The sequence below is a fragment of the Pseudobacillus sp. 179-B 2D1 NHS genome, assembly GCF_045370945.1.
GTDB lineage: Bacteria > Bacillota > Bacilli > Bacillales > Domibacillaceae > Pseudobacillus.
Map to the genome: position 1 here is coordinate 114035 of NZ_JBIQDP010000006.1, position 22939 is coordinate 136973.

22 protein-coding genes are annotated in these 22939 nt (G+C 43.8%); 1 reads left to right on the forward strand and 21 read right to left on the reverse strand.

Going from position 1 to position 22939, the window contains the following annotated elements:
* Positions 1–119: 119 nt before the first annotated feature.
* The 9 genes from fabG to ACH0BF_RS08310 form a co-directional block, all read right to left on the reverse strand.
* Positions 120–863, reverse strand: coding sequence for a 3-oxoacyl-[acyl-carrier-protein] reductase (gene fabG / locus ACH0BF_RS08270; protein WP_340854720.1), 744 nt, complete (start codon positions 861–863; stop codon positions 120–122).
* Complete coding sequence (gene fabD / locus ACH0BF_RS08275) at positions 860–1807, reverse strand: ACP S-malonyltransferase (protein ID WP_406909264.1); 948 nt, start codon at positions 1805–1807, stop codon at positions 860–862. The genes fabG and fabD overlap by 4 nt, the downstream gene beginning before the upstream one ends.
* Before the next feature lie 13 nt (positions 1808–1820).
* On the reverse strand, positions 1821–2822 hold the full coding sequence (gene plsX / locus ACH0BF_RS08280) for a phosphate acyltransferase PlsX (protein ID WP_120037169.1): 1002 nt from the start codon (positions 2820–2822) through the stop codon (positions 1821–1823).
* Positions 2819–3403: a transcription factor FapR gene (gene fapR / locus ACH0BF_RS08285; protein WP_340854722.1), complete on the reverse strand. Its 585-nt coding sequence runs from the start codon at positions 3401–3403 to the stop codon at positions 2819–2821. The genes plsX and fapR overlap by 4 nt, the downstream gene beginning before the upstream one ends.
* Positions 3404–3562: 159 nt before the next feature.
* Positions 3563–5638, reverse strand: a complete 2076-nt coding sequence (recG, locus tag ACH0BF_RS08290; RefSeq protein ID WP_340854724.1) for an ATP-dependent DNA helicase RecG — start codon at positions 5636–5638, stop codon at positions 3563–3565.
* A complete protein-coding gene (gene sdaAA, locus ACH0BF_RS08295; protein WP_340854726.1) occupies positions 5610–6497 on the reverse strand; it encodes an L-serine ammonia-lyase, iron-sulfur-dependent, subunit alpha in 888 nt (295 codons plus the stop codon). Before sdaAA ends, recG begins: the two co-directional genes overlap by 29 nt.
* 38 nt (positions 6498–6535) lie before the next feature.
* The gene (sdaAB, locus tag ACH0BF_RS08300) at positions 6536–7198 is read right to left on the reverse strand and encodes an L-serine ammonia-lyase, iron-sulfur-dependent subunit beta (protein WP_120037161.1); all 663 of its coding nucleotides are present in this window, start codon (positions 7196–7198) and stop codon (positions 6536–6538) included.
* A 195-nt stretch (positions 7199–7393) separates the two neighbouring features.
* Positions 7394–9064 carry a DAK2 domain-containing protein gene (locus ACH0BF_RS08305; protein ID WP_340854728.1) on the reverse strand — a complete coding sequence of 557 codons (1671 nt, stop codon included), beginning with the start codon at positions 9062–9064 and terminating at the stop codon, positions 7394–7396.
* A 20-nt stretch (positions 9065–9084) separates the two neighbouring features.
* Entirely contained in the window at positions 9085–9447 is a 363-nt protein-coding gene (locus tag ACH0BF_RS08310) for an Asp23/Gls24 family envelope stress response protein (RefSeq protein ID WP_120037157.1), read from the reverse strand.
* Between the two features lie 250 nt (positions 9448–9697).
* Here ACH0BF_RS08310 and rpmB point away from each other — a divergent pair, with 250 nt between their 5' ends.
* On the forward strand, positions 9698–9886 hold the full coding sequence (gene rpmB / locus ACH0BF_RS08315) for a 50S ribosomal protein L28 (protein WP_041099906.1): 189 nt from the start codon (positions 9698–9700) through the stop codon (positions 9884–9886).
* A gap of 175 nt (positions 9887–10061) precedes the next feature.
* On the opposite strand, the gene spoVM is transcribed toward rpmB, so the two are convergent.
* From spoVM to coaBC, 12 genes are all read right to left on the reverse strand, one after another.
* Positions 10062–10139: a stage V sporulation protein SpoVM gene (gene spoVM, locus ACH0BF_RS08320; protein WP_099098601.1), complete on the reverse strand. Its 78-nt coding sequence runs from the start codon at positions 10137–10139 to the stop codon at positions 10062–10064.
* A gap of 28 nt (positions 10140–10167) precedes the next feature.
* Positions 10168–10821 carry a thiamine diphosphokinase gene (locus ACH0BF_RS08325; RefSeq protein WP_340854734.1) on the reverse strand — a complete coding sequence of 218 codons (654 nt, stop codon included), beginning with the start codon at positions 10819–10821 and terminating at the stop codon, positions 10168–10170.
* Between the two features lie 78 nt (positions 10822–10899).
* The gene (rpe, locus tag ACH0BF_RS08330) at positions 10900–11556 is read right to left on the reverse strand and encodes a ribulose-phosphate 3-epimerase (RefSeq protein ID WP_120038181.1); all 657 of its coding nucleotides are present in this window, start codon (positions 11554–11556) and stop codon (positions 10900–10902) included.
* Between the two features lies 1 nt (position 11557).
* Positions 11558–12439, reverse strand: coding sequence for a ribosome small subunit-dependent GTPase A (rsgA, locus tag ACH0BF_RS08335; protein WP_120037153.1), 882 nt, complete (start codon positions 12437–12439; stop codon positions 11558–11560).
* 45 nt (positions 12440–12484) lie between these two features.
* Positions 12485–14500: a Stk1 family PASTA domain-containing Ser/Thr kinase gene (gene pknB, locus ACH0BF_RS08340; protein WP_406909265.1), complete on the reverse strand. Its 2016-nt coding sequence runs from the start codon at positions 14498–14500 to the stop codon at positions 12485–12487.
* A 7-nt stretch (positions 14501–14507) separates the two neighbouring features.
* Positions 14508–15257: a Stp1/IreP family PP2C-type Ser/Thr phosphatase gene (locus ACH0BF_RS08345; RefSeq protein ID WP_120037150.1), complete on the reverse strand. Its 750-nt coding sequence runs from the start codon at positions 15255–15257 to the stop codon at positions 14508–14510.
* Positions 15258–15263: 6 nt separating this feature from the next.
* Entirely contained in the window at positions 15264–16355 is a 1092-nt protein-coding gene (rlmN, locus tag ACH0BF_RS08350; protein ID WP_120037148.1) for a dual-specificity RNA methyltransferase RlmN, read from the reverse strand.
* Positions 16355–17695 carry a 16S rRNA (cytosine(967)-C(5))-methyltransferase RsmB gene (gene rsmB / locus ACH0BF_RS08355; RefSeq protein WP_120037146.1) on the reverse strand — a complete coding sequence of 447 codons (1341 nt, stop codon included), beginning with the start codon at positions 17693–17695 and terminating at the stop codon, positions 16355–16357. The genes rlmN and rsmB overlap by 1 nt, the downstream gene beginning before the upstream one ends.
* 3 nt (positions 17696–17698) lie before the next feature.
* On the reverse strand, positions 17699–18643 hold the full coding sequence (fmt, locus tag ACH0BF_RS08360) for a methionyl-tRNA formyltransferase (protein ID WP_340854741.1): 945 nt from the start codon (positions 18641–18643) through the stop codon (positions 17699–17701).
* Positions 18640–19125 (reverse strand): peptide deformylase, encoded by a 486-nt coding sequence (gene def, locus ACH0BF_RS08365; protein WP_340854743.1) that lies wholly within the window; start codon positions 19123–19125, stop codon positions 18640–18642. The genes fmt and def overlap by 4 nt, the downstream gene beginning before the upstream one ends.
* A 43-nt stretch (positions 19126–19168) precedes the next feature.
* Complete coding sequence (gene priA, locus ACH0BF_RS08370) at positions 19169–21580, reverse strand: primosomal protein N' (RefSeq protein ID WP_406909267.1); 2412 nt, start codon at positions 21578–21580, stop codon at positions 19169–19171.
* Positions 21571–22791, reverse strand: a complete 1221-nt coding sequence (gene coaBC / locus ACH0BF_RS08375) for a bifunctional phosphopantothenoylcysteine decarboxylase/phosphopantothenate--cysteine ligase CoaBC (protein ID WP_406909268.1) — start codon at positions 22789–22791, stop codon at positions 21571–21573. The genes priA and coaBC overlap by 10 nt, the downstream gene beginning before the upstream one ends.
* Positions 22792–22939 lie beyond the last annotated feature (148 nt).

The following is a 22939-nucleotide window of genomic DNA, read 5'->3' on the forward strand; positions in this document are numbered from 1 at the left end:
TAGCTTCAGCGGCCAGCCCGTACGGCGGTTTCGGTCTCTCTATCGGAGTCTGAAGAACGACTCCTTGTCGGGCCCTCCAACCTCCTATCGGGCTGATCGGGCCGCTTCCGCTTTTCTTATTACATCACCATGCCGCCGTCGATGTGAATGGTTTGGCCGGTAATATATTTAGCGTCTTCTGATGCAAGGAAAAGAGCCGCTTTTGCAATATCAGCAGGCTCACCAAACTGAGCGAGCGGTATTTGTCTAAGCATAGCTTCTTTTGCTTCTTCTGGCAGGGCGTCTGTCATATCGGTTGTAATAAAGCCCGGAGCCAAAGCATTAACTGTAATACCGCGGGAAGCTAGCTCTTTTGCTGTAGTCTTCGTTAAGCCGATAACACCCGCTTTAGCGGCAACATAGTTCGCTTGTCCAGGATTTCCACTCACCCCAACAATGGAGGCGATGTTAATAATACGGCCACTCCGCTGCTTCATCATTGGACGAGTAACTGCCTTTGTGCAAAGAAATACACCTTTTAAATTTGTATCAATGACATCATCCCATTCTTGCTCTTTCATGCGCATTAACAGATTATCACGGGTGATGCCTGCGTTATTAACAAGGATATCAATTTTTCCGAATGCTTCTGTCGTCTGCTTTACCATTTCTGCTACAGAGTCATTGTCAGCAACGTTGCATTGTACCGCCAAAGCTTTGCGGCCAAGCGCTTGAATTTCCTGAACAACCTCGTTTGCTTTTGCCTCACTTCCGGAATAATTAACAGCAACATCCGCCCCCGCACGGGCCAATTCAAGAGCAATCTCACGCCCGATTCCACGCGATGCACCCGTTACTAAAGCGGCTTTTCCTTCTAGTTTCATTGTGCTGCCTCCTTTAATGCTTTTACTGCTTCCTGAATAGATGCTCCATCCTGCACAGCATACGTAGTCACTTTCCGATTTACTTTCTTAATAAGACCTGACAAAACTTTCCCCGGGCCTATTTCAATAAATGTGTCGACTCCCGCCTCAATCAGCGTTTCTACACTGTCTTCCCAAAGAACTGGAGAGTACAGTTGCTGGAGTAATTTAGCGCGAATATCTTCGGCCTTCGTAACAGCCTTTGCGTCAACATTGGCAATCAGCGGCGTGTCACAGTCTTTTATTTCTACTTCGTCGAGCACTTGCCCAAGCTGCTCCGTAGCCGGTTTCATTAATGAAGAATGGAAGGGGCCGCTTACATTTAACGGAATGACCCGTTTTGCGCCTTTCTCCTTCGCCAACTCGCCGGCTTTTGCTACTCCATTTTTCGTTCCTGAAATAACAATTTGTCCTGGACAGTTTAAATTAGCCAGGCCTACGGTTTCGCCGGATGCTGTTACCTCTTCCGTTACCTCCTGCAAAAGGCTCCGATCCATTCCGAGAACGGCAGCCATTGTTCCTTCGCCAGCTGGTACAGCTTGCTCCATGAATTGTCCTCGTTTATGAACAGCATAGACAGCATCCTCAAATGTCAGTGCATTCGCAGCAGTAAGCGCTGTATACTCTCCTAAACTGTGACCGGCCACAAAGTCGGGTGTAATGCCTTCTTTTTCAAAGATTTTTAGTGCCGCCATGCTTGCTGTTAAAATCGCCGGCTGGGCGTTCATGGTTAGTGTCAGCTTTTCTTCCGGTCCGTCAAACATAAGCTCACTTAATGAAAAGCCTAATTTATGATCTGCTGATTCAAACAATTCCCGGATTTCCTGATGCTCCTCCGCCAAGGCTTTTCCCATACCGACTGCTTGTGATCCCTGCCCTGGAAATACAAATGCAATTTTCCCCATCTTCCATTCCTCCTTACTTTTCTGTTGATGACACAATCCCAGCCGCTCCTGCGATCTTGGAAGGGACATCAGCTTCCGCCATCATATAGGCTTGCTTTAACGCATTATAAAAGGCATTGGCATTTGATGAGCCATGCGCTTTGATAACAGGCGCTTTTAAACCGAATAACCCTGCTCCTCCATATTCGGTGTAATCCATTTTATCTTTTAAACTATAAAGTTCATTTTTAAGCAAACCAGCGCCCAACTTTGCTTTTAAAGAAGAAGTCAAGGCTGACTTTAGCATTGAAAAGACTGATAAAGCTGTACCTTCAATTGTTTTTAACACCATATTGCCAGTAAACCCATCCGTCACTACGACGTCTGCCACCCCATTTAATAAATCGCGGGATTCTACATTGCCGACAAAATGAATACTTTTTTGTCCGCTGAGCAGCCCAAATGCTTCTTTCGTTAAGTCATTTCCTTTTTTCTCTTCTGTGCCAATATTCAAGAGGCCAACACGAGGGTTTTCTATTCCTCTTACTTTTTCCGCATAAATTGAACCCATAATTGCATATTGAAGCAAATGTTCAGGTTTAGCATCGACGTTAGCTCCAAGATCAAGCATAACAAATCCTTTGCCATCAACAGTCGGCAGCGTCGGAGCGAGAGCCGGGCGCTGAATTCCATCCAGGCGGCCAACAACGAATAAACCAGCGGCCATTAAAGCACCTGTATTCCCAGCTGATACACAGGCAGCTGCCTCTCCGTCAGCTACCGCCTGTGCCATCATAACCATGGAGGCATTTTTCTTGCGGCGAACCGCACGCACCGGCTCATCTGTTCCAAGAATCACTTCATCAGTATGTATAACTTTCGCCCGGTTAGTTGTCTCCAACAATGGCTGGATCAGCTTTTCATCCCCATAAATAAGCAGTTCCAACCCAGGCATTTCTGCTAAAGCTTTATTCGCACCTAAAATAATTTCTTTTGGGGCATGATCGCCGCCCATTGCATCTATTGCTATTTTCATTGTCCTTCATCCTCTGCTGTTGTATTGGAACGGTACATAGTAAAGTCTCCTTGAAAAACAAGCTCTTGTCCGACATAGCTGTTCACTTCAACGATCGTCCGCTCATTCGCTGCTTTAATATCGATAACCTTCGCTTTTGCCACCACTCGTTCTCCTTCATGAACCGATCTTTTAAACCGGATATTCGCTTTGGCAGTTAAAGCAAGCTCGTCATTAATAACAGCGACCGCAAGAGAATTCGCTTGCGCAAATAAATGATGGCCACGGGCAATTCCATTTCTTGCAAATACGTGTTCCCTCTTGACATCAAAAATAGAAATCGCACTCTTATCCAGTTCAATATCAATAATGTCACCAATCACTTCTTCAATCGGCAGCGACCGGACTTCATTAGTCAGTTTCTTTTCTGCTACATGCTTAATTCTTTCACGAAGCTCGGGAATTGCCAGTTCCATTCTATCCAATCGAATCGTCTGCACGCTTACTTGAAATTGTTCGGCTAATTCTTCGTCCGTCACAAATGGATTATCTGCAATTGTTTCCTGAAGCTGAATTTGTCTCTCTTTTTTTGTACGTCTCATCGTTTCACACCATCCGATATTAGGACTAGGTACTAACAGTAGTATAAAAGCAAAAAAAAGAGAATGCAAGGAAAAACTTGCATTCTTCAAATGACAACTCAAACGAATTTAAGCCTTTTCTACTGATTGAGACAACGGTCTGCTAACAACGTCTTGGCTTTAATCTAATTTCTCGCCTGAGAGGGCACCAGATTCCTCTAGGTGGCGGCGAAGTGCCACATATTCATCTTCTCTCCAGAAAGCCTCTGATTCAATCAATTGTTTGGCATCTTCCCTGGCTACTTCAAGCGCCCGGTAATCATGAACCATATCAGCTACTTTGAATTCTGGCAGGCCGCTTTGCTTTTTCCCAAAAAAGTCGCCCGGCCCCCTTAACTCCAAATCTTTCTCACTTAAGACGAAACCATCATTTGTTTCGGTCATGATCTTCATGCGCTCTTGGCCAATTTCTGTCTTTGGATTAGCAAGCAAAATACAGTACGACTGCTCACTTCCCCGCCCGACACGGCCGCGCAGCTGGTGAAGCTGGGAAAGACCAAATCGTTCCGCGTCGTAAATGACCATCATAGTCGCATTCGGTACATTCACACCGACTTCAACCACCGTAGTAGACACTAACACCTCGACCTGCTGTTCTGTAAAAGCTTTCATCACGCCTTCTTTCTCTTCTGATGGAAGCCGGCCATGCATTAAACCTACCCGGTAACGGCCATCAAAGTACTGAACAAGCTGAGCGTGAACATCCAGCACATTTTGTAAGTCAAGTTTTTCAGACTCTTCGATTAACGGACAGATCACATAAGCTTGCCGCCCCTTGACCAATTCCTTCTCCATGAAACCGAGGACACGGTCAAGCATTTCTTCTCTTGCCCAGTATGTTTCAATTTCTTTTCTTCCCGCCGGCATTTCATCGATGATGGAAACATCCATCTCTCCAAACACCGTGATCGCTAACGTACGCGGAATAGGTGTAGCCGTCATAAAAAGAACATCCGGACTCTCTCCTTTTTCCCGAAGAACCCGCCGTTGATTAACGCCAAACCGATGCTGTTCATCAGTAATCACAAGACCAAGCCGATAAAAACTAACTTCTTCCTGAATGAGCGCATGCGTACCAACTATAATATCTATTTCTCCAGATTCCAAGCGTGCAAGCAATTCTTTGCGACGCTTCCCTTTGACGGAGCTCGTCAACAAAGCTACATTTACGCCCACCGGTTCAAACAGCTGGCTTAGTGATTCAGCATGCTGCTCAGCAAGAATTTCCGTCGGCACCATTAATGCTCCTTGAAACCCTGCTGTAACACTGGCATAAAGACACACAGCTGCTACCGCTGTTTTTCCGCTGCCGACATCCCCCTGCAAGAGCCTGTTCATTCGGTACGGAGATTTCATATCAGCACAAATATCGTTCACTACTCTTTTTTGAGCATTTGTCATAGTAAACGGCAAAGAGTCGATAAAACGTTTAAGCTTGTGAATGTCATAAGCTTGCGAAATGCCTGCCGAGTGTTCTCTCTCAAATTTACGCAAAGCCTGCATCTTCAACTGGAAATACAGAAACTCTTCAAAAACAAAACGCCGTCTCGCCTGCTTCATTTCTCCTTCAGAAGCTGGAAAATGGAGAGATCGAAGTGCATCCCGGCGGCTTATTAATTTATACTGAAGAAGCGTTCTTGTCGGTAGGGTTTCTTCCAGGTATTCACCATACTGCGATAGAGCAAGTCCTACATATTTGCGAAATAGCTTTTGCGAGAGCGCCCCCCTCAATGGATAAACTGCTTCAAAGTCTCCCTGCCGGTTATGCGGTCCCGCTTCAAATTGCTGTCCGGTAATCGTTTGTCTATGTTTATCCCATTTCCCTGTAATCGTTACCGTATCATTTATGTCAATCTTGCTTTTTAAGTACGGCTGATTGAAAAAAATCACATTTACTAAATATCGACCAACGAGCACTTTAAAAGTTAAGCGTGACTTTTTCTTTGAATAAAACATAACAGAAGGCTGGCTATGAACTTTCCCCTCTACTGTTACTCGCTCCTCATGTCCGACATCAGCCAAGTCTTTAAGGCGGTAATCCTCATAGCGGGACGGAAAATATTCAATCAAATCTTTTATCTTTTCAATGCCAAGCTCATTTAATGTTAATGCCGTTTCTTTTCCGATCCCCTTCAGGACATCTACCGGCTGCAAGAGAGGGGATGAATCAATCCCGGGATTGGAGTGGTACACCATAAATTTTCGCCTCCAATTTTCGCCCGGTAGGTGTGGCCGCCAAACCACCACCGGCTGTTTCCCTCAAGGCAGAAGGCATCGTTTGACCAATCTTATACATAGCATCAATCACTTCATCACAAGGAATTCGGCTCGTTACACCCGCAAGAGCCATATCTGCTGCTACGATAGCATTGGCTGCTCCCATGGCATTTCTTTTTACACATGGCACTTCCACAAGCCCCGCCACAGGATCACAAACTAATCCGAGCATATTTTTCAGCGTAATAGCCATAGCTTCCGCACATTGTGCTGGTGTGCCGCCAGCCATTTCTGTAATGGCTGCCGCTGCCATGCCAGATGCAGAGCCTACCTCAGCCTGGCAACCACCTGCTGCACCAGAAATGGATGCATTGTTGGCAACAATGTAACCAAATGCACCAGCTGTAAATAAAAAGCGGATTTTGTCCTCCCGGGAAGGCTTAAGCTTCTCCTGTATGGCAAACAATGTGCCTGGCACAACGCCTGCACTGCCCGCAGTCGGTGTTGCACAAATTGTTCCCATCGCTGCATTTACTTCATTCGTGGCTACCGCTTTACTGACGGCATCGAGCAAGAGCGGACCTGACAATGTATTCCCTTTTTGAATATATTGCTGCAAAAGCACTGCATCTCCTCCGGTCAATCCTGAGAGAGAACGCACTCCTTTTAAACCGCGTTCTACCGCTTGCTCCATTACATCTAAGTTTTTTTCCATTAACCCCATAATTTCTTCACGGGATTTTCCTGACAGTTCACTTTCCTGTTCAATCATAATATCAGAAATCTTTTTTTGTTTGTCTTCAGCTAATTTTACAAGCTCTGCTGCATTTTTAAACAAACCGACCACTCCTCTTCTTAGCTGGATTTAAAGACCGATTAGTCAGCCACTCTTGCTACTTGCGTAATATGAGGCAAACGCCGGATTTGATCAAGAACTTCTTCACTAACTGTCTGATCTACTTCGATTGTCATTAAAGCCATCTCTCCGACCCCTTTGCGGGAAACCTGCATATGACCAATGTTAATATCATGCTTTGCCAACTCATTAGAAACCGTTGCAATAACTCCGGATCGGTCATCATGGACAACGAGAATAGCAGGATGGTGCCCTGTTAACTTTAATTCAAAGCCATTTAATTCAGTAATTTCGATTTTTCCGCCCCCAATGGAAATCCCAACAAGCTCCATTTCTGATCGGTCGTCCCCGATGCGAACTTTTGCCGTGTTTGGATGAGCCGGAATGCTTTGCTCTTTCACAAACTGTATATCTATTTTCCGTTCCTTAGCAATGTCCAGCGCATGTTTAATACGCTCATCAAATGTATCAAAGTCAAGGAGCCCTCCGACAATGGCTACATCCGTCGCATGCCCTTTAAATGTTTCAGCAAATGATCCATAAAAAGAAATAACCGCCCACTGCGGTTCTCTTCCAAATAAACTTCTGGCCACTCGGCCGATTCTTGCCGCTCCTGCTGTATGGGAGCTTGAAGGGCCAATCATAATTGGTCCAATAATGTCAAATACACTTTTATACTTCACCCTGCCGCCTCCTTTAATACTGATTGTTTATAAGACAGCCGCCCAGCCTTAATTTATATGTTCTTCCATTTTGCTCTCGTAAAAATCAAAACAAGGTTATAAGCCGTTTTAACCGTAGCTTATCTTCTCTATTTTACTATGATTCCGCTAAAAATGCACATAAAGAAGAAGGAAGGGATGAGCCCTTCCTTCTGGTTATTCTACTGCAAAGATGAAAGAATAGAGCGGCTGTTTGCCTTCATGAACCTCTACTTCCACTTCTTCAAAATTCTCCTCAATAAAGTCCACTACTTCCTCAACCTCTGTTTTAGAAGCATCTTCTCCGTAAATAACGGTGATAATTTCTGTCTCTTCATCAATCATTGTCTGAAGCAGCTCTTTTGATGCGGCCACTTTATTTTTATCGGTTAGCAAAATCTTTCCGTCAGCAATTCCCATGAAATCATCTTTAGCAATTTCAACACCATCGATATTCGTGTCGCGAACAGCGAAAGTGATTTGCCCAGTCTTTACATGGGCAAGAGCGGCTGTCATAGCTGATTGGTTATCCTCAAGGCTTGCTTCAGAGTTATAAGCAAGCAAAGCCGACATCCCTTGCGGAACAGTCTTTGAAGGGATAACAACCGCCTCCATCTCCACTACTTCAGCGGCCTGCTCAGCAGCCATAATGATATTTTTGTTGTTCGGTAGAATGATGACCTTATTAGCATTAACCTCTTCAATCGCCTTTACAATATCTTCTGTACTCGGGTTCATCGTTTGGCCGCCTTCAATTACTACAGAAGCGCCAATGCTTTCAAACAACTGAGCGATGCCCTCACCCATACAGACAGTGACAATACCGATCTCCTGCTTTTCCTTTTGTGCAACAGCAGGTCCTTTAGCTGGAGCATCCACAATATTGCTATGCTGCTGACGCATGTTTTCAATTTTCATATTGATTAGACTGCCGTAACGCTGACCGTAAGTTAATACATTCCCCGGCTGTTCAGAATGGATATGCACCTTGGCTAATTCCTCATCTGCTATTACAAGCAAGGAATCCCCATACTCACTTAAATCCGCCCGGAATTTCTCTTCAGAAAATGGATGATTCTTCAACTTATCTTCTTCAAAACGAACCATAAATTCTGTACAATAACCAAATTCAATGGCTGACGTATCCATAAAACTTTGGACATTTTTATGATGGGCGGCATTAACAAGCTCGTCCATACTCGGAGCAATGCCCACGGCCTCAGAAAGCTTCTCTCCTTTTAATTCTGCAAGGAAGCCCTCATATACGAGCAACAGCCCTTGTCCTCCACTATCAACTACGCCAACCTCTCTAAGCACAGGCAAATAATCCGGTGTCCGAGCTAAAGAAGCTCTTGCTTCTTTTACAAGCTCCTCCATAACCGTAATAATATCTGTTTGTTTTTTAGCAGAAGCAACCGCCTTTTTTGCCGCATCCTTCGCAACGGTTAAGATGGTTCCTTCCACCGGTTTCATCACCGCCTTGTAGGCAGTTTCCACTCCCGCCTCGAAAGCTTGAGCCAACTCTTTACTCGTCACTTCCTGCTGCTGTTCTACCGCCTTAGAAAACCCGCGGAACAACTGGGACAAAATGACACCTGAATTTCCACGCGCTCCCATAAGCAGCCCTTTAGATAAGGCTGCTGCTGTTTTACCAAAATGATCACTCACGTTCTGCTGAACTTCCTTTGCTCCAGAAGTCATGGACAAATTCATATTTGTCCCCGTATCTCCGTCAGGAACAGGAAACACGTTCAGCGCATCGACCATATCGGCATGGGCTGACAAATGAGCGGCTCCCGCTTGAACCATGTCGGTAAACCGCTTTCCATCCAATGAAGTAATAGACACAAATCTTTCCTCCTCACACACTATGGGTTCGTTACTCGAACCCCTTGCACAAAAATGTTCACTGCGTCAACAGATAGACCAACAGTCTGATCAAGCGTATATTTCACTTTCGATTGCACGTTATTGGCTACTTCCGATATTTTTGTTCCATAGCTGACAATGATGTACATATCGATAAATACCTGGTCTTCTTCCTGACGTACTACAACGCCGCGGGCAAAATTTTCCCGTCGCAGGATTTCGGTAAGTCCATCTTTTATTTGTTTTTTCGATGCCATGCCGACAATGCCATAACAATCAATGGCTGCTCCACCGGCAATCATAGCGATCACATCATTTGAAATATCAATTTGTCCGTATTTTGTTCTAAGCTCAATGGCCACAAGGACCCCCCCTTAAAATTGGTTGTAAGCTACAGACATTTTACTATACTTGCTCTTGTTTTAAAAGAAACACTTACCCGCATTATATCATTTCAAATGGGGGAGGAGGATGTCAAGGTTTTTTTCTTGAAAGACTTTACAAGAACAGTTGCAATTGAAAAGGTTGTATGGTAAATTATTAAAGTATCTTTCAGAATATCATGAAGTATTGAAACCAGCTTTTCAGCTTCAATGGTGAGGAGTGAATAATATGCCAAAAAAATGTGTTGTAACAGGCCGTAAAGCTCGTTCCGGCAACACTCGTTCCCACGCTATGAACGCCAATAAGCGTACTTGGGGGGCCAACCTGCAAAAAGTTCGCATTTTAGTAGATGGCAAACCTAAACGTGTTTGGGTTTCTGCAAGAGCGTTAAAATCCGGAAAAGTAGAGCGCGTATAATAATTTTCCAAACGGAAAAAAACCGGCTGGTTACCAGCCGGTTTTTTCTATTGAGAAACTATAAGCCACCTCATGATGGACACTCATAGGCAAAATTTGTGTATGCGCTTGCGCCTGCAGTTACACAGGCGCCCCGCTTTGCTTGTATCTATCTATCTTCTGTTATGGCCTGCCTTTATTTTTTCAGTGTTCCAAGCATTGCTCGGACGAGCCCGCCAAGAAATTTAGGCAGTTTAATGGTATAAAATTTCATGATTGCCACCCCTCCAATTTAAAGCTGCTCAATCATCAGAACTTCTTACCACCATTAATATGCCATTGGTGAAGGAAAAAGTACCACTTTCGCCTATCAATTCGTTACTTACATATAATGTAGACCCTAATTGGACAGTATGATTTGTAAGCGGGTATTTAAATCCCTCAAGCGTAAATCCTTTCACTTCTTTAGTAATAGGAAAAAAAGAGAAATACTTATAAGATGAATCCTTCCTGACTTTCCTTTTCATCGGCCCATGGCAAACCGATAATCGATTCGAGCGGTCAATGATCTCCACTTCTATATGACGGAAATTCATTTGATTGCTTGTAAGCAAGCTGATTGTGCCAAAGAAATGATCGATTCTGCCCCCTGTTGCACCTAAAATGGTTAGCTGCTTAGGCTGTAGTGAAATCGACCACCTTAAAGCAAGCTCAAGGTCTGTCTCATCTTTTTCAGCCGGGAATGTATGTATAGTTTTTACTTCTTGTTGGATGAACTGCCATTCTTCTTCAGAAACTGAGTCAAAGTCCCCGAATGCGGCTTGGGGTTTAATCCCTCGATTCAGCAAATACACGGTTCCCCGGTCCACGCCTATCCAGTATGTATCTGTCTCATGAAAGCCCCTTAAATCAGGCAATTCTTTTTCTGGCCCTCCAGCGACTAATATAATTTGCAATCCCCTGTCACCTCCTAGATAAAGACTTGTTTCTAGAAATAAATGGAGCCGTTTCGCACGGCTCCATTCTCCTCCTGTTCACATGGTTGTCGATAACTTAATATCTGCGATTGCCTGCTTTCGATCATCTTTATTATATATGGCTGAACCAGCCACTAATACATCTGCCCCTGCATCTGTACATAGCTTGGCCGTTTCGGTGTTGACGCCGCCATCGATTTCTATTAAGACGTCAAGCCCTTTAGCTGTAATCATTTGTTTCACTTCCCGGATCTTAGGCACAACCGAATGAATAAAAGACTGGCCCCCAAATCCGGGATTCACTGTCATCAAAAGAACAAGATCAATATCTTCTATAATATACTCTAACACGGAGGCAGGCGTTGCCGGATTTAAAACAACTCCAGGCTTCACTCCAAATGAACGGATCAATTGGATTGTTCTATGCAAATGCGGACAAGCTTCAGCATGCACAGTAATATAATCGGCACCCGCTTTGGCGAACGCTTCGATGTAGAGGTCCGGATTTTCAATCATCAAATGAACATCTAAAGGAAGCTTTGTAACAGGACGTGCAGCTTCAACAATGAGCGGTCCGATTGTAATGTTTGGAACAAAGTGTCCGTCCATAACGTCTACGTGAATCCAATCAGCACCGCCAGCTTCTACTTCTTGAATTTCTTCCCCTAGCTTAGCGAAATTAGCTGATAAAATCGATGGGGCAATCTTTACCATATTAATACCTCGGCTTTCTTTCTTTAATTTCATCCATGAACTGTAAATAATGCTCGTATCGGTAAGCCGGAATGTCTTTAGCATCAACCGCCGCTTTAACGGCACATTTCGGTTCGTTAATATGCAGGCAGCCTCTAAATTTGCATTCATGGCTTCTTTCCATCATTTCAGGAAAATATTGAGGCAGCTCTTCTGCTTCCACTTCTGTTAATTCAAGAGAACTGAAGCCTGGAGTATCAGCAACGAGGCCATTTTCCACATTAATTAGCTCGACATGCCGCGTTGTATGTTTCCCCCGGCCGAGAGAATCTGAAATGTCGTCTGTTTTTAACTCCAGTTCAGGTTTAAGTGCATTTAACAAGGAGGACTTGCCGACACCGGATTGCCCGGCAAATACCGATGTTTTTCCTTGCAAATGCTCTTTTAATATTTCAAGATTAGCTAAATTTTCTGAAGAGGTCAGAATTACTTCGTATCCGAATGAGCGATAATTAGCTGCATACTGTTTAATAGCCGCTTCTCCTTCTGCGTCCAAAAGATCTATTTTTGTGATGCAAATAAGCGGCTCTATCTGCTTTGATTCAATTAAAACGAGAAAGCGGTCAAGCAACGCTGTGCTAAAATCCGGTCGGGCAGCAGAAAAAACTAGAATAGCCTGATCGACGTTCGCAATCGGCGGTCTGATGAGTTCATTTTTTCTTTCTTCAATTGCTAAAATGTAACCCTCCAAGTCATTCTCTACCTGGAATTCAACAAAATCACCAACAAGCGGAGACACTTTTCGCTTTCGAAAAACGCCCCTGCCCCGACACTGGAAGGTCTGGCCGTTAGTTGAGACATAATAAAACCCGCTCAGTGCTTTCACTATTTTTCCTTCAGGCATCCCATTCCTCCTATTTAAGAGATTTGTTTTTAGTTCATCGTTACTCTATGTTCCTTTCTCTTCTTCATTCTCAGAATCGCTAGTTGTTTCTGCTTGAACCTCTTCGCCATCCTCTGGATACGGAACTGTTTCGTCAATAATTACTCTTTTATCTCGGATCACTTTATAACCTGCTTTACTGCCCTTTGTTAAAACAAACTCCAAGGTTTTCTTTAAATCTTCTTGGATCGTCAACACTTCAAACGGCTCGGTCATGCTGTGATTCATGTCTTCTATATAGATTTGCACTTCCTGAGGTGCTCCCTCTTCATCTGGTTCATAAGGGATGGTAATCTCTTTTGTTACAGTCTTCGGCGGAATTTCCTTTTTGCCTTTGGAGATGGTCACCTGTACTTTATCTCCTTTATTAAGTTCTGTGCCACTGCTTGGATATTGAGAGATTACCAAACCTTTTGATACAGAATCTGAATAATTCTCCCGCGCAACCTCAATGTTTAATCCAGTTGATTCCGCATAATCTTTTAAACTTTTTTCATTGTAATCAGTTAAATCAATCAGCGGAATTTTTTCCGGACCCGTGCTCACGGTCAATGTTACAGTTGTGTCCTCAGGGATCACTTTATTTTCCGGCTCAGGATCTTGATCAATGATGGTTCCTGCTTCGCTATCATCATGTGTGGTCTTTTGTTCCACGCTCTTGAAACCTGCTTTTTCAAGCTCTTCTTTTGCATCATCAAAAGACTTGCCACTGTAATCCGCCACAGCAATGGCCTCTTTTCCTGAACTAATATAAATGTTCACCGTGTCGCCTTCTTGCATTGTTCGTCCAGCTGCCGGATCGGTTTTGATGACGATCCCCTCAGGTACTTGATCGCTAAATTGTTTTTTCGTTTCTCCAACTTTAAAGCCGTCAGTCACAAGCTTGGACACCGCTTCATCAAGCTGCTTGCCACTAACGTCAGGGATCTTTACCTCTTTCGGTCCTAACAAGGATGGAAGGAGTGTAATGGCTCCAATGGCTAAAGCAATTAATAAAATGGAGACAAGCACAAAAATCGGCCATCGTTTTCGCTTTTTCTTTTTCTTCTCTTTCTCCGGCTGCTGTGTATCCTCCAGCTGGTCAACAGGATGCACAACTGTCGTATCCGATCCTTCAGAGAGTTCACTATCCTTGATGACAGGGATCGCTTTTGTTTTTTCATCGTCCTCTTGAATGGAAAACCTTTCTTCTTGTGCTCTTTCTGGATCAAGAGCAGTCGACAAATCCTGCTCCATTTCTTCAAGGCTTGAATATCGGTGAAATGGATCCTTAGCGGTAGCCTTTAAGACAATGTTCTCCACGCTTTGCGGGATATCTGGATTCCACCTTTTCACAGACGGTGTTTCAGCCTGCAAGTGCTTAAGAGCAATAGATACAGCGGACTCACCGGAAAACGGCAGCTGCCCCGTCAGCAATTCAAACATGACAATACCTAAAGCATAAATATCAGATTTCTTTGTAGCCATTCCGCCTCTTGCCTGTTCAGGAGAAATATAATGAACAGATCCAAGAACGGCATTCGTTTGTGTGATAGAAGTGGCGCTTAACGCCATGGCAATACCAAAGTCAGTAATTTTCACATTACCTTCCTGGTCCATTAATATATTGTGCGGCTTGATATCCCGATGAATGATTGAATTATGATGAGCAAAAGCAATGGCCGATGCCAGTTGTTTCATAATGTCGATCGTTTTTTCAACAGGAATAGGGGAGTATTGCTGAATGTACTGTTTCAGCGTCATCCCATCGACATATTCCATCACAATGTAATTGATGCCTTCTTCTTCTCCCACATCATAAATATTCACAATATTAGGATGAACAAGGCTTGTGGCAGACTGCGCTTCTCTTTGAAAACGTCTGATAAACTCTTCTTCATTCACAAAATCAAGACGCAGAACTTTCAGGGCGACTTCTCTTTCTAAAATCATGTCCTGTGCCAAATAAACATTGGCCATTCCCCCGCCGCCAATCATTTTAATGATTTTATAGCGGCCACCCAGTCGCTTTCCAATTAACATTCTGCCCTCACCCGCTTTCGAGGCCAGCAGAATGTTCGAGAATAATAAGCGTAATATTGTCTTCCCCGCCATTTTCATTTGCCATTCGGATGAGAGACTCGGCTTTTTCCTCAATGGAAAGTTTGGTTTCTAAAATCCGCTGCATTTCTTGCTGTGCCAATTTGTTGGATAAGCCGTCTGAACATAGGAGGAGCGAATCTCCTTGTTCAAACATCACTGTGTAATAATCAGCTATTATTCCCCGTTCTGTTCCTAGTGCACGGGTTAATACATTTTTTCGAGGATGATTCTCTGCATCTTCCTTCGTAATCTCCCCTGACTTTACAAGCTCGTTTACAAGAGAATGATCTTCTGTTACTTGCACAAGGCCGCTCTCACTAAATAAGTACCCTCGGCTATCTCCGATATTGGCAATCGTACAAAAGCTGGCTGTGCATATAGCTGCTACAAGCGTGGTTCCCATTCCGCTGCACTCAGGGAAGTCTTTAGAATGCTCTAATACTTTTTTATTGCTTTGCAGGATAGCTGCTTTCAACCAACTTTCTGCCTGGCTGGCTGTTCGAATTTCTTCCATTTCTATCCACAGTGACTTCATCGTCTCAATAGCGAGGCGACTGGCAATATCACCGGCATTGTGACCGCCCATGCCATCAGCAACGATAGCCAGGCGATCACCAGCCACATTTACAAATACTCCGCCGTTGTCTTCATTATGAGGACGAATCCGGCCTTTATCTGTCCGAAAAACAGAGTCCATAAGGGCTCACCTCGTTTCTTCTGACCGTTCTTTCGCACGCAGCTGTCCACAGGCCGCATCAATATCATGACCTTGCTCACGTCGAATCGTTACATTTACACCATGGTCTTTGAGCGTCTTTTCAAATTCAAAAATTTTCTTCCTCGGCGTACGTACGTAGTTGCGCTCCGGCACATAGTTAACCGGAATCAAATTTACATGGCACTTTAAGTCTTTAATCAATTCAGCTAGCTCAATCGCATGTTCAACGGAATCATTCTCTCCACCGAATAATCCATATTCAAAACTGACTCGGCGACCTGTTTTGTTAATATAGTAACGAACAGCCTCCATTAAGTCCGGCAGCTTATAGGCTTTGTTAATCGGCATGAGCTTCGTACGCAGCTCATTATTGGGAGCATGAAGTGAAATAGCAAAATTAATCTGCATCTCTTCGTCTGCAAATTTGTAGATTTTCGGCACAATTCCACTTGTTGATACCGTAATATGCCGGGCGCCAATATTTAAACTCTTTTCATGATTAACAATTTTAAGGAAAGCCATCATTTGATCATAGTTATCAAATGGTTCCCCAATCCCCATAATGACAATCGAACTAACCCGCTCTTCTTTCTCATCAAGTGCCTGTTGTACTTTTACGACTTGAGCTACGATTTCTCCTGCTTCCAGATGACGCTTTAAACCGCCAAGTGTCGAAGCACAAAATGTGCAGCCGATGCGGCAGCCGACTTGCGTCGTTACGCAGACAGAGTTTCCATAGTCATGACGCATCAAAACCGTTTCAATCGAATACCCATCATGAAGCTCAAATAAGAATTTAATTGTTCCATCAGAAGACTCTTGCTGGATAAGCGTTTTTAATGTAGTGATTGCAAAATGAGCAGCAAGCTTTTCCCGAAGCTGCTTTGACAAGTTGGACATTCCCTCATAGGATGTCACCCGCTTTTTGTAAAGCCAGTCGAAAATTTGTTCTGCCCGAAACGGCTTCTCTCCTTGCTCTTTCAGCCAGTCTTTTAAATCCTGCAATTGCAGTGAATAAATGGATGGCAGCTGCTGCTTGTCCCCTGCTTTTTCTTTTGATGTTGTTGCTTGCTCCATTACTGCACCTTCTTTCGTAATTTACTGATAAAGAAGCCATCCCCGCCGAAGTCCTGCGGCAGAACTTGAAGCAGATAATCGTCTGTCAATGCCTGAACAACGGGCGGCAAATCTGTCAGTGCTGTCGGTTCAAAATCAGTGTGGGTTTCTATAAATTTTTTAACTGTCCCTTCATTCTCTTCTTTATCTGCCGTGCAAGTGCTATAAACAAGCACGCCCCCTTTTTTCAGAAGGGGAGCTACAGCATCTAAGATGTCCAGCTGAATGTTTTGCAGGACAGAAAGGTCTTTCTCTTCCTTGGTATACTTAATATCCGGCTTTCTTCGCAAGACACCGAGCCCTGAGCAAGGAGCGTCTACTAAGATGCGATCAAAGCTCTCTTCTTCAAAGATCTCTCCTGCTTTGCGGCTGTCCCATGCTTTCGCCTCAATGTTGATTAATCCTAATCGAGCGGCATTTTGTTTGATCAGCTTAATTTTATGCTCATGTAAATCAAGCGCTACAACAGAACCACTATTGTTTAACTTCTCTGCGATATGTGTTGTTTTACCGCCTGGAGCTGCACAAGCGTCCAAAATGGTTTCATTATGTTCGGCTCCAAGGGCATAACCGACAATCATAGAGCTCTCATCCTGAATCGTTGCCATCCCGCTTTCAAATACGGATGAGCGAGCGGCATTCCCCTTTAAAATGCGGATGGCTTCCGGCAAGACCTCGCTCGGTTCCGCTTCAAATCCTTCCGCCTTCAGCCTATGCAAAACTTCCTCCCGGCTGGCTTTTGTTGTATTGACGCGAATCGTCTGCATAGGAGCAGTTAAGTTAATAGCACACATTTCCTTTGTTTTCTCCATGCCAAATTGCGCAAGCCACCGTTTCACAAGCCAAAGAGGATGGCTCGTTTCAATGGAAATTCGTTTTGCTTCATCCTTTATTTCTGAAAAACTGCGCAAGCCATTTCTCTGTACAGAACGTAAAATACCATTCACAAGGCCAGAAATTCCTTTATGTCCTTTTTTCTTAGCAATTTCAACTGCTTCATGAATGACTGCTCGTTCCGGAACTTTATCAAGATACACCATTTGATAAAGGGAAAGACGAAGCAGCTGCTGGACCCATGGCTCTAACTTTTTCTTAATGAAAGGAGCTAGGAAAAAATCTAACGTCAGCTTCCTTTGGATCGTTCCATACGTAATCTCAGTTAATAGGCCCGCGTCTCTGCCCGTTAACTCATATTTTTCAATAGCTGAATGGAGCAGTAAATTACTATAGGACTGGTTCTTCTCTACTGATTCAAGTAAGTCAAGGGCAATTTCACGCACTCGCTTCTTATTTTGCTTCATTCACTATTCCCCTAACGTTTTGCCGATGGCTAAGCCAGAGCCGGCTCCTCTTAAATATTGTTCAGCAGACATGCGTTTTTTGCCAGAAGGCTGCACATCTGTAATCTTTATAGCTGTATGGTTTCCTGTAGCTGCAACAAAGCCATCTGTTGTTAATTCAATGATTGTTCCAGGCTTCGCTTCTACGGTTGTTCTCACTTTTTCTCCCCACCAAACTTTCATCACCTGGCCGTCAAGGGTCGTATAGGCAACAGGCCATGGATGCAAGCCACGTATATGGTTATAAATCTCTTCTCCTGTTTTGGACCAATCAATCTGTTCCTGCTCCCTTTTAATATTGGAAGCAAAGGTAGCTTGTGATTCATCCTGTGGACGCGGAGAGACTTCATCTGCGATAAGCTTTGGCAAAGTCTCTGCTAACAACTTGGAGCCAACTTTACTTAATTTATCATGGAGACTGCCGACATGATCTGTCTCTTCTATTATAACCTCCGCTTGACTGATGATATCCCCTGCATCTAATCTTTCCGCCATATACATAATTGTAATGCCCGTTTTGTCTTTGCCTTGCAAAATGGCATAATGAATAGGAGCACCGCCGCGCAATTCCGGCAGCAAAGAGGCATGGACATTAATGCAGCCAAATTTAGGAGCTGCAAGCAACTCATTCGGCAGAATCTGACCATAAGCTGCTGTGACAATCACATCTGGCTGCAAATCAATAATTTGCTGCAGTTCCTCTGAATTTCTTAATTTTTCAGGCTGCAAAACCAGAAGATCATGTTTTAGCGCTTCTACTTTTACTGGGGGCGGCGTTAGCGTCCGCTTTCTTCCAACCGGACGATCCGGCTGTGTAACCACTGCCTGAATAGAGTAACCTTCTTCAATCAATGTTCTTAAGACCGGGACAGAGAAGTCGGGTGTCCCCATAAAAACGACCTTGGTCATGACATCTCCTCCACTTCTAATTCTTCCTCTGATATATACCGCTCTACTTTTGACGTAAATAAGACGCCCTGCAGATGATCAATTTCATGCTGAATAGCCCGCGCCAAAAATCCTTCTGCCTTCAGTGTAAAAAAACGTCCCTTTACATCCTGGGCTTTTACTTTCACTGAAGAAGGGCGTGTGACATGTCCGTACAGCCCCGGGAAACTCAAACATCCTTCAACGTCGGTGTCACTCCCCTTTACTTCTTCAATTACAGGATTTACAAGCGTAATCAGGCCATGCTCATCTTCAATATCAACAATGGCAAGCTGCATGTCCTTTCCAATTTGAGGAGCTGCAAGTCCAACTCCATCCGCTTTAATCATCGTTTCGTGCATGTCTTTTACAAGCTTTTTTAACTTCTTATCAAATTGTGTAACCGGCTCGCATTTTTTTTCGAGAATAGCATCCGGATAATATACAATGGGTAATTGTGCCAAAATAATCCTCCCTAGTTGTCGATAAATCAAGCAACTCTTTATTTTACATCATAATAAATGGATTCACATCTACAGCAACTTGTAAGTTCTTATCTTTTTGTTGCTTTGTATAATGTTCCATCACTGTTTTTAAAACTTCGTTTAACTTTGGTTCCCGTTTGTATTTTATCAAACATTGATAACGATATCTATCATTGATCCGGGCGATTGGTGAAGCAACAGGGCCAAGAATGATCGCTTCATTTGATAATCGAGCTTGAATATATTGGGTAATTTTCTCTGTTACACCCGACGCCGTCATGATGTCCTCGTGGCTGACGGTGACGAGCGCCAAGTAATAAAATGGCGGATAGTTCCCTAACTTTCTCATGATCATTTCTTCTTTATAAAATTGGTCATAGTCTTGCTTTCCAGCGAGCTGAATACTGTAATGTTCCGGCGTATACGTCTGAATAACCACTTCGCCCTGAAGCTGGTGTCTTCCAGCCCGGCCGCTAACCTGAGTAAGCAGCTGAAACGTTTTCTCAGCAGAACGAAAATCCGGAATATGAAGCATCGTATCTGCGCTCAATACTCCAACCAACGTAATATTAGGAAAATCAAGTCCTTTAGCAATCATTTGTGTACCGAGCAAAATATCGGCTTTTCCTTCTGCAAATTGTTGCAGCAGTTTTTCATGCGCTCCTTTTCGGCTCGTCGTATCGACATCCATACGCACCACTCTTGCATGCGGCAGCAGCTTGCCAAGTTCATCTTCTACCTTTTGCGTACCAGTGCCAAAATAACGAATGTGTTCACTTTCACATTCTGGACATCTAGAAGGAACAGGCTCTTCAAAGCCGCAATAGTGGCATTTCATTCGATGACTATGCCGATGATACGTTAAGGAAATATCACAATGCGGACAGCCTGCCACATAACCGCAGTCTCGGCACATAATAAAGGAAGAATGCCCCCGCCGATTTAGGAAAAGAACCGTTTGTTCTCCCTTTTCAAGCCTGTCTGTCAGCTTGTCGAATAGCGTACGTGAAAACATCGATCGATTGCCACCGCGTAACTCTTCGCGCATATCAACAATTTCTACATCTGGAAGCTGTTGATTATTCATCCTCTTTGGAAGGGTTAAGAGGTGGTATACACCTTTTTGCGCTCTAGCAAAGCTTTCTAAAGAAGGCGTCGCACTGCCCAAGATAACAGGGCACTGATAAAACTCCGCTCTTTTTATCGCTGTTTCCCTTGCATGATAACGAGGATTTTCTTCTTGTTTATAGCTTGTTTCATGCTCTTCATCAATGATAATAATACCAAGGTTTTCAAAGGGAGCGAAGACAGCAGAACGAGCACCAACGACTACCTTTACTTCTTTACGCTGAATTTTCCGCCACTCATCATATTTCTCACCGGTCGATAAACCGCTGTGCAAAACGGCAACATCATCCCCAAAACGACCTTTAAAACGGTGAACCATCTGTGGGGTTAGCGAGATTTCTGGAACAAGCACAATCGCCTCTTTTCCTTTCTCCAACACACGCTGAATCGATTGAAGGTAAATTTCCGTCTTTCCACTGCCGGTTACCCCATAAAGAAGAAAAGTTTCATGACGAATATCCTCTATCGAGTCAAGAATAGGAGCGATAGCTTTTTGCTGTTGATGAGTAAGTGGAAGCGGCTCTGTTTGCTCAAATTGTCTATTTTCGTAAGGGTCACGGTAAACTTCCTGATAGTGTTCAATGATCAAACCTTTTTCAATTAAGCTTTTCAAGGTGCTATTCGAGGTATCTGTTTGTTCCATCACTTCTTTTGCTGTAAGCAAAGGCTGTTCAGTTGCTGATAAGTAATGTAAAACATCCTTTTGTTTGCGGGCATTGACTGGAAGAGCCTCTAAACGGTCAGCTAGCTCCTTCTCCTCTAGAGCAAGCCTGATCATCCGAATACTCTTTTTCTTTTCTCTGCTTTTCACTTTATAAACCAGTTCTGCCCGGTTCGCTTTTACTTCCTGACGCAAGGAATTGAGCAGTCCTGCTTTTGCTGCTGCTTCCCAAGTCATTTCACCGTGCTGGTTAAATAAGCGCGCAAGCTCCTCATTCATCGGCTGCTCTACTTCTCTTATGTGAAAAACTTTTTCATACTTTGCTTTCATCGCAGCTGGAAGCATCGCCTGATAAGCAGATATCTTAAAGCAGAGCGTTGTTTCTGTAAGCCAATCGGCAAGCTGGAGAAGTTCTTCATTTAATACCGGCAGTAAATCCATCGGCTCAATAATAGCCTTCATTTTTTTGACATTGGATTTGCTCTTGAGTGCGGTGACAAACCCTTGAATTTTTCGTGGACCAAATGGAACGATGACTCTCATTCCCGGCTGGATTAACCCTTCCCATTTTTCTGGAATTGTATAATCGAACTCTTTATCTGTCTGCATCGCCGCTACATCTACGATGACGCTAGCTACTTGCATGCATGTTCACCCTTTTTTAAATCGACTGCTGCCTCTAACAAGATTTCTCGCGCTGCTGCTTTCTTCGTCATTAAGTCAAAATCTTTTTGAGTGCCGTCTTTTTTAAAAATTGAAATGATATTTGTTTCAGCACCAAATCCTGCTCCATCAAGTTTAACATTGTTAGCCACAATCATGTCTGCTTGCTTCGTTTTCAGCTTCTTACGCGCGTATTCTTCAATATTAGTTGTTTCAGCAGCAAAGCCAATAAGCATTTGATGTGTTTTTTCTTGTCCCAGTGTTTTTAAAATATCTCTTGTGCGTTCCATTTCAATGGTTAAATCGCCTTCTTGCTTTTTCAATTTTTCTCTATGAACTAGCTTTGGCCGGTAATCTGCCACGGCTGCCGTTTTAATGACAATATCACTATTAGCAAATCTTTCCATAACGGCTTCATACATCTCTTCGGCACTTTGGACATATTTTATTTCCACTCCCACCGGCGGAGTGATTGAAACGGGTCCCGATATTAAATATACATCCGCCCCCATATCACGTGCCGCTTCCGCCAAGGCATATCCCATTTTTCCAGTCGAGCGATTCGTCAAAAAACGGACTGGATCAATGATTTCCCGCGTTGGGCCAGCAGTGATCATCACTTTTTTATTTTTTAAAGGCTGCTCTTCTTTCTGGCGAAAAAATTTCTCCATGAGATCGACGATTTTTTCAGGTTCTTCTAAACGTCCCTTACCAACGTAGCCACAGGCAAGAAAACCTTCCCCCGGCTCAACAAACTGCCAGCCGAAATCAGCTAGCGTTGCAAGGTTTTTCTTCACCGCTGGATGCTCATACATATGAACATTCATAGCTGGAGCCACCCAAACAGGGGCTGTTGAAGCAAGTAAAGTAGTGGAAATCATATCATCAGCAATTCCATTGGCAAGCTTCCCTATCATATTGGCCGTAGCAGGGGCTACAAGAATTAAATCCGCCCAGTCCGCCAAATCGATATGCGCAATGACTTCTGGATGTTTTTCATCAAATGTGTTTGTATATACCTCATTGCGCGACAGTGCCTGAAAAGTGAGCGGGGTGACAAATTCACAGGCAGAGGCAGTCATAATTACTTTTACCTCTGCACCGGCCTGTACCATTTTACTCGTTAATGCGGCTGCCTTATAAACAGCAATTCCTCCAGTTACACACAGCAGAATCTTCTTTTCACTTAACACAATGAACCCTCCAATTCTTTGTTCAAACAAAGCGGCCAGCTACTGCAAGCTGATTGACAGACTCTTGTCCTCCGTGATGATCCCCTCAGCCTACTCTGTTTCTCATCAGGTTCCGTTCTTTAAAAGACAAGGGCTTTTCATTTAGGCC

Coding starts and splice junctions, on each gene's coding strand:
- pknB (WP_406909265.1), bottom strand. CDS start 14,500: ATGTTAATTGGAAAGCGACTGGGTGGCCGCTATAAAATCATTAAAATG.
- fabG (WP_340854720.1), bottom strand. CDS start 863: ATGAAACTAGAAGGAAAAGCCGCTTTAGTAACGGGTGCATCGCGTGGA.
- recG (WP_340854724.1), bottom strand. CDS start 5,638: ATGGTGTACCACTCCAATCCCGGGATTGATTCATCCCCTCTCTTGCAG.
- plsX (WP_120037169.1), bottom strand. CDS start 2,822: ATGAAAATAGCAATAGATGCAATGGGCGGCGATCATGCCCCAAAAGAA.
- rpe (WP_120038181.1), bottom strand. CDS start 11,556: ATGGTAAAGATTGCCCCATCGATTTTATCAGCTAATTTCGCTAAGCTA.
- fabD (WP_406909264.1), bottom strand. CDS start 1,807: ATGGGGAAAATTGCATTTGTATTTCCAGGGCAGGGATCACAAGCAGTC.
- rsgA (WP_120037153.1), bottom strand. CDS start 12,439: ATGCCTGAAGGAAAAATAGTGAAAGCACTGAGCGGGTTTTATTATGTC.
- rlmN (WP_120037148.1), bottom strand. CDS start 16,355: ATGGAGCAAGCAACAACATCAAAAGAAAAAGCAGGGGACAAGCAGCAG.
- fapR (WP_340854722.1), bottom strand. CDS start 3,403: ATGAGACGTACAAAAAAAGAGAGACAAATTCAGCTTCAGGAAACAATT.
- fmt (WP_340854741.1), bottom strand. CDS start 18,643: ATGACCAAGGTCGTTTTTATGGGGACACCCGACTTCTCTGTCCCGGTC.
- rsmB (WP_120037146.1), bottom strand. CDS start 17,695: ATGAAGCAAAATAAGAAGCGAGTGCGTGAAATTGCCCTTGACTTACTT.
- rpmB (WP_041099906.1), top strand. CDS start 9,698: ATGCCAAAAAAATGTGTTGTAACAGGCCGTAAAGCTCGTTCCGGCAAC.
- priA (WP_406909267.1), bottom strand. CDS start 21,580: ATGCAAGTAGCTAGCGTCATCGTAGATGTAGCGGCGATGCAGACAGAT.
- spoVM (WP_099098601.1), bottom strand. CDS start 10,139: ATGAAATTTTATACCATTAAACTGCCTAAATTTCTTGGCGGGCTCGTC.
- ACH0BF_RS08345 (WP_120037150.1), bottom strand. CDS start 15,257: ATGGACTCTGTTTTTCGGACAGATAAAGGCCGGATTCGTCCTCATAAT.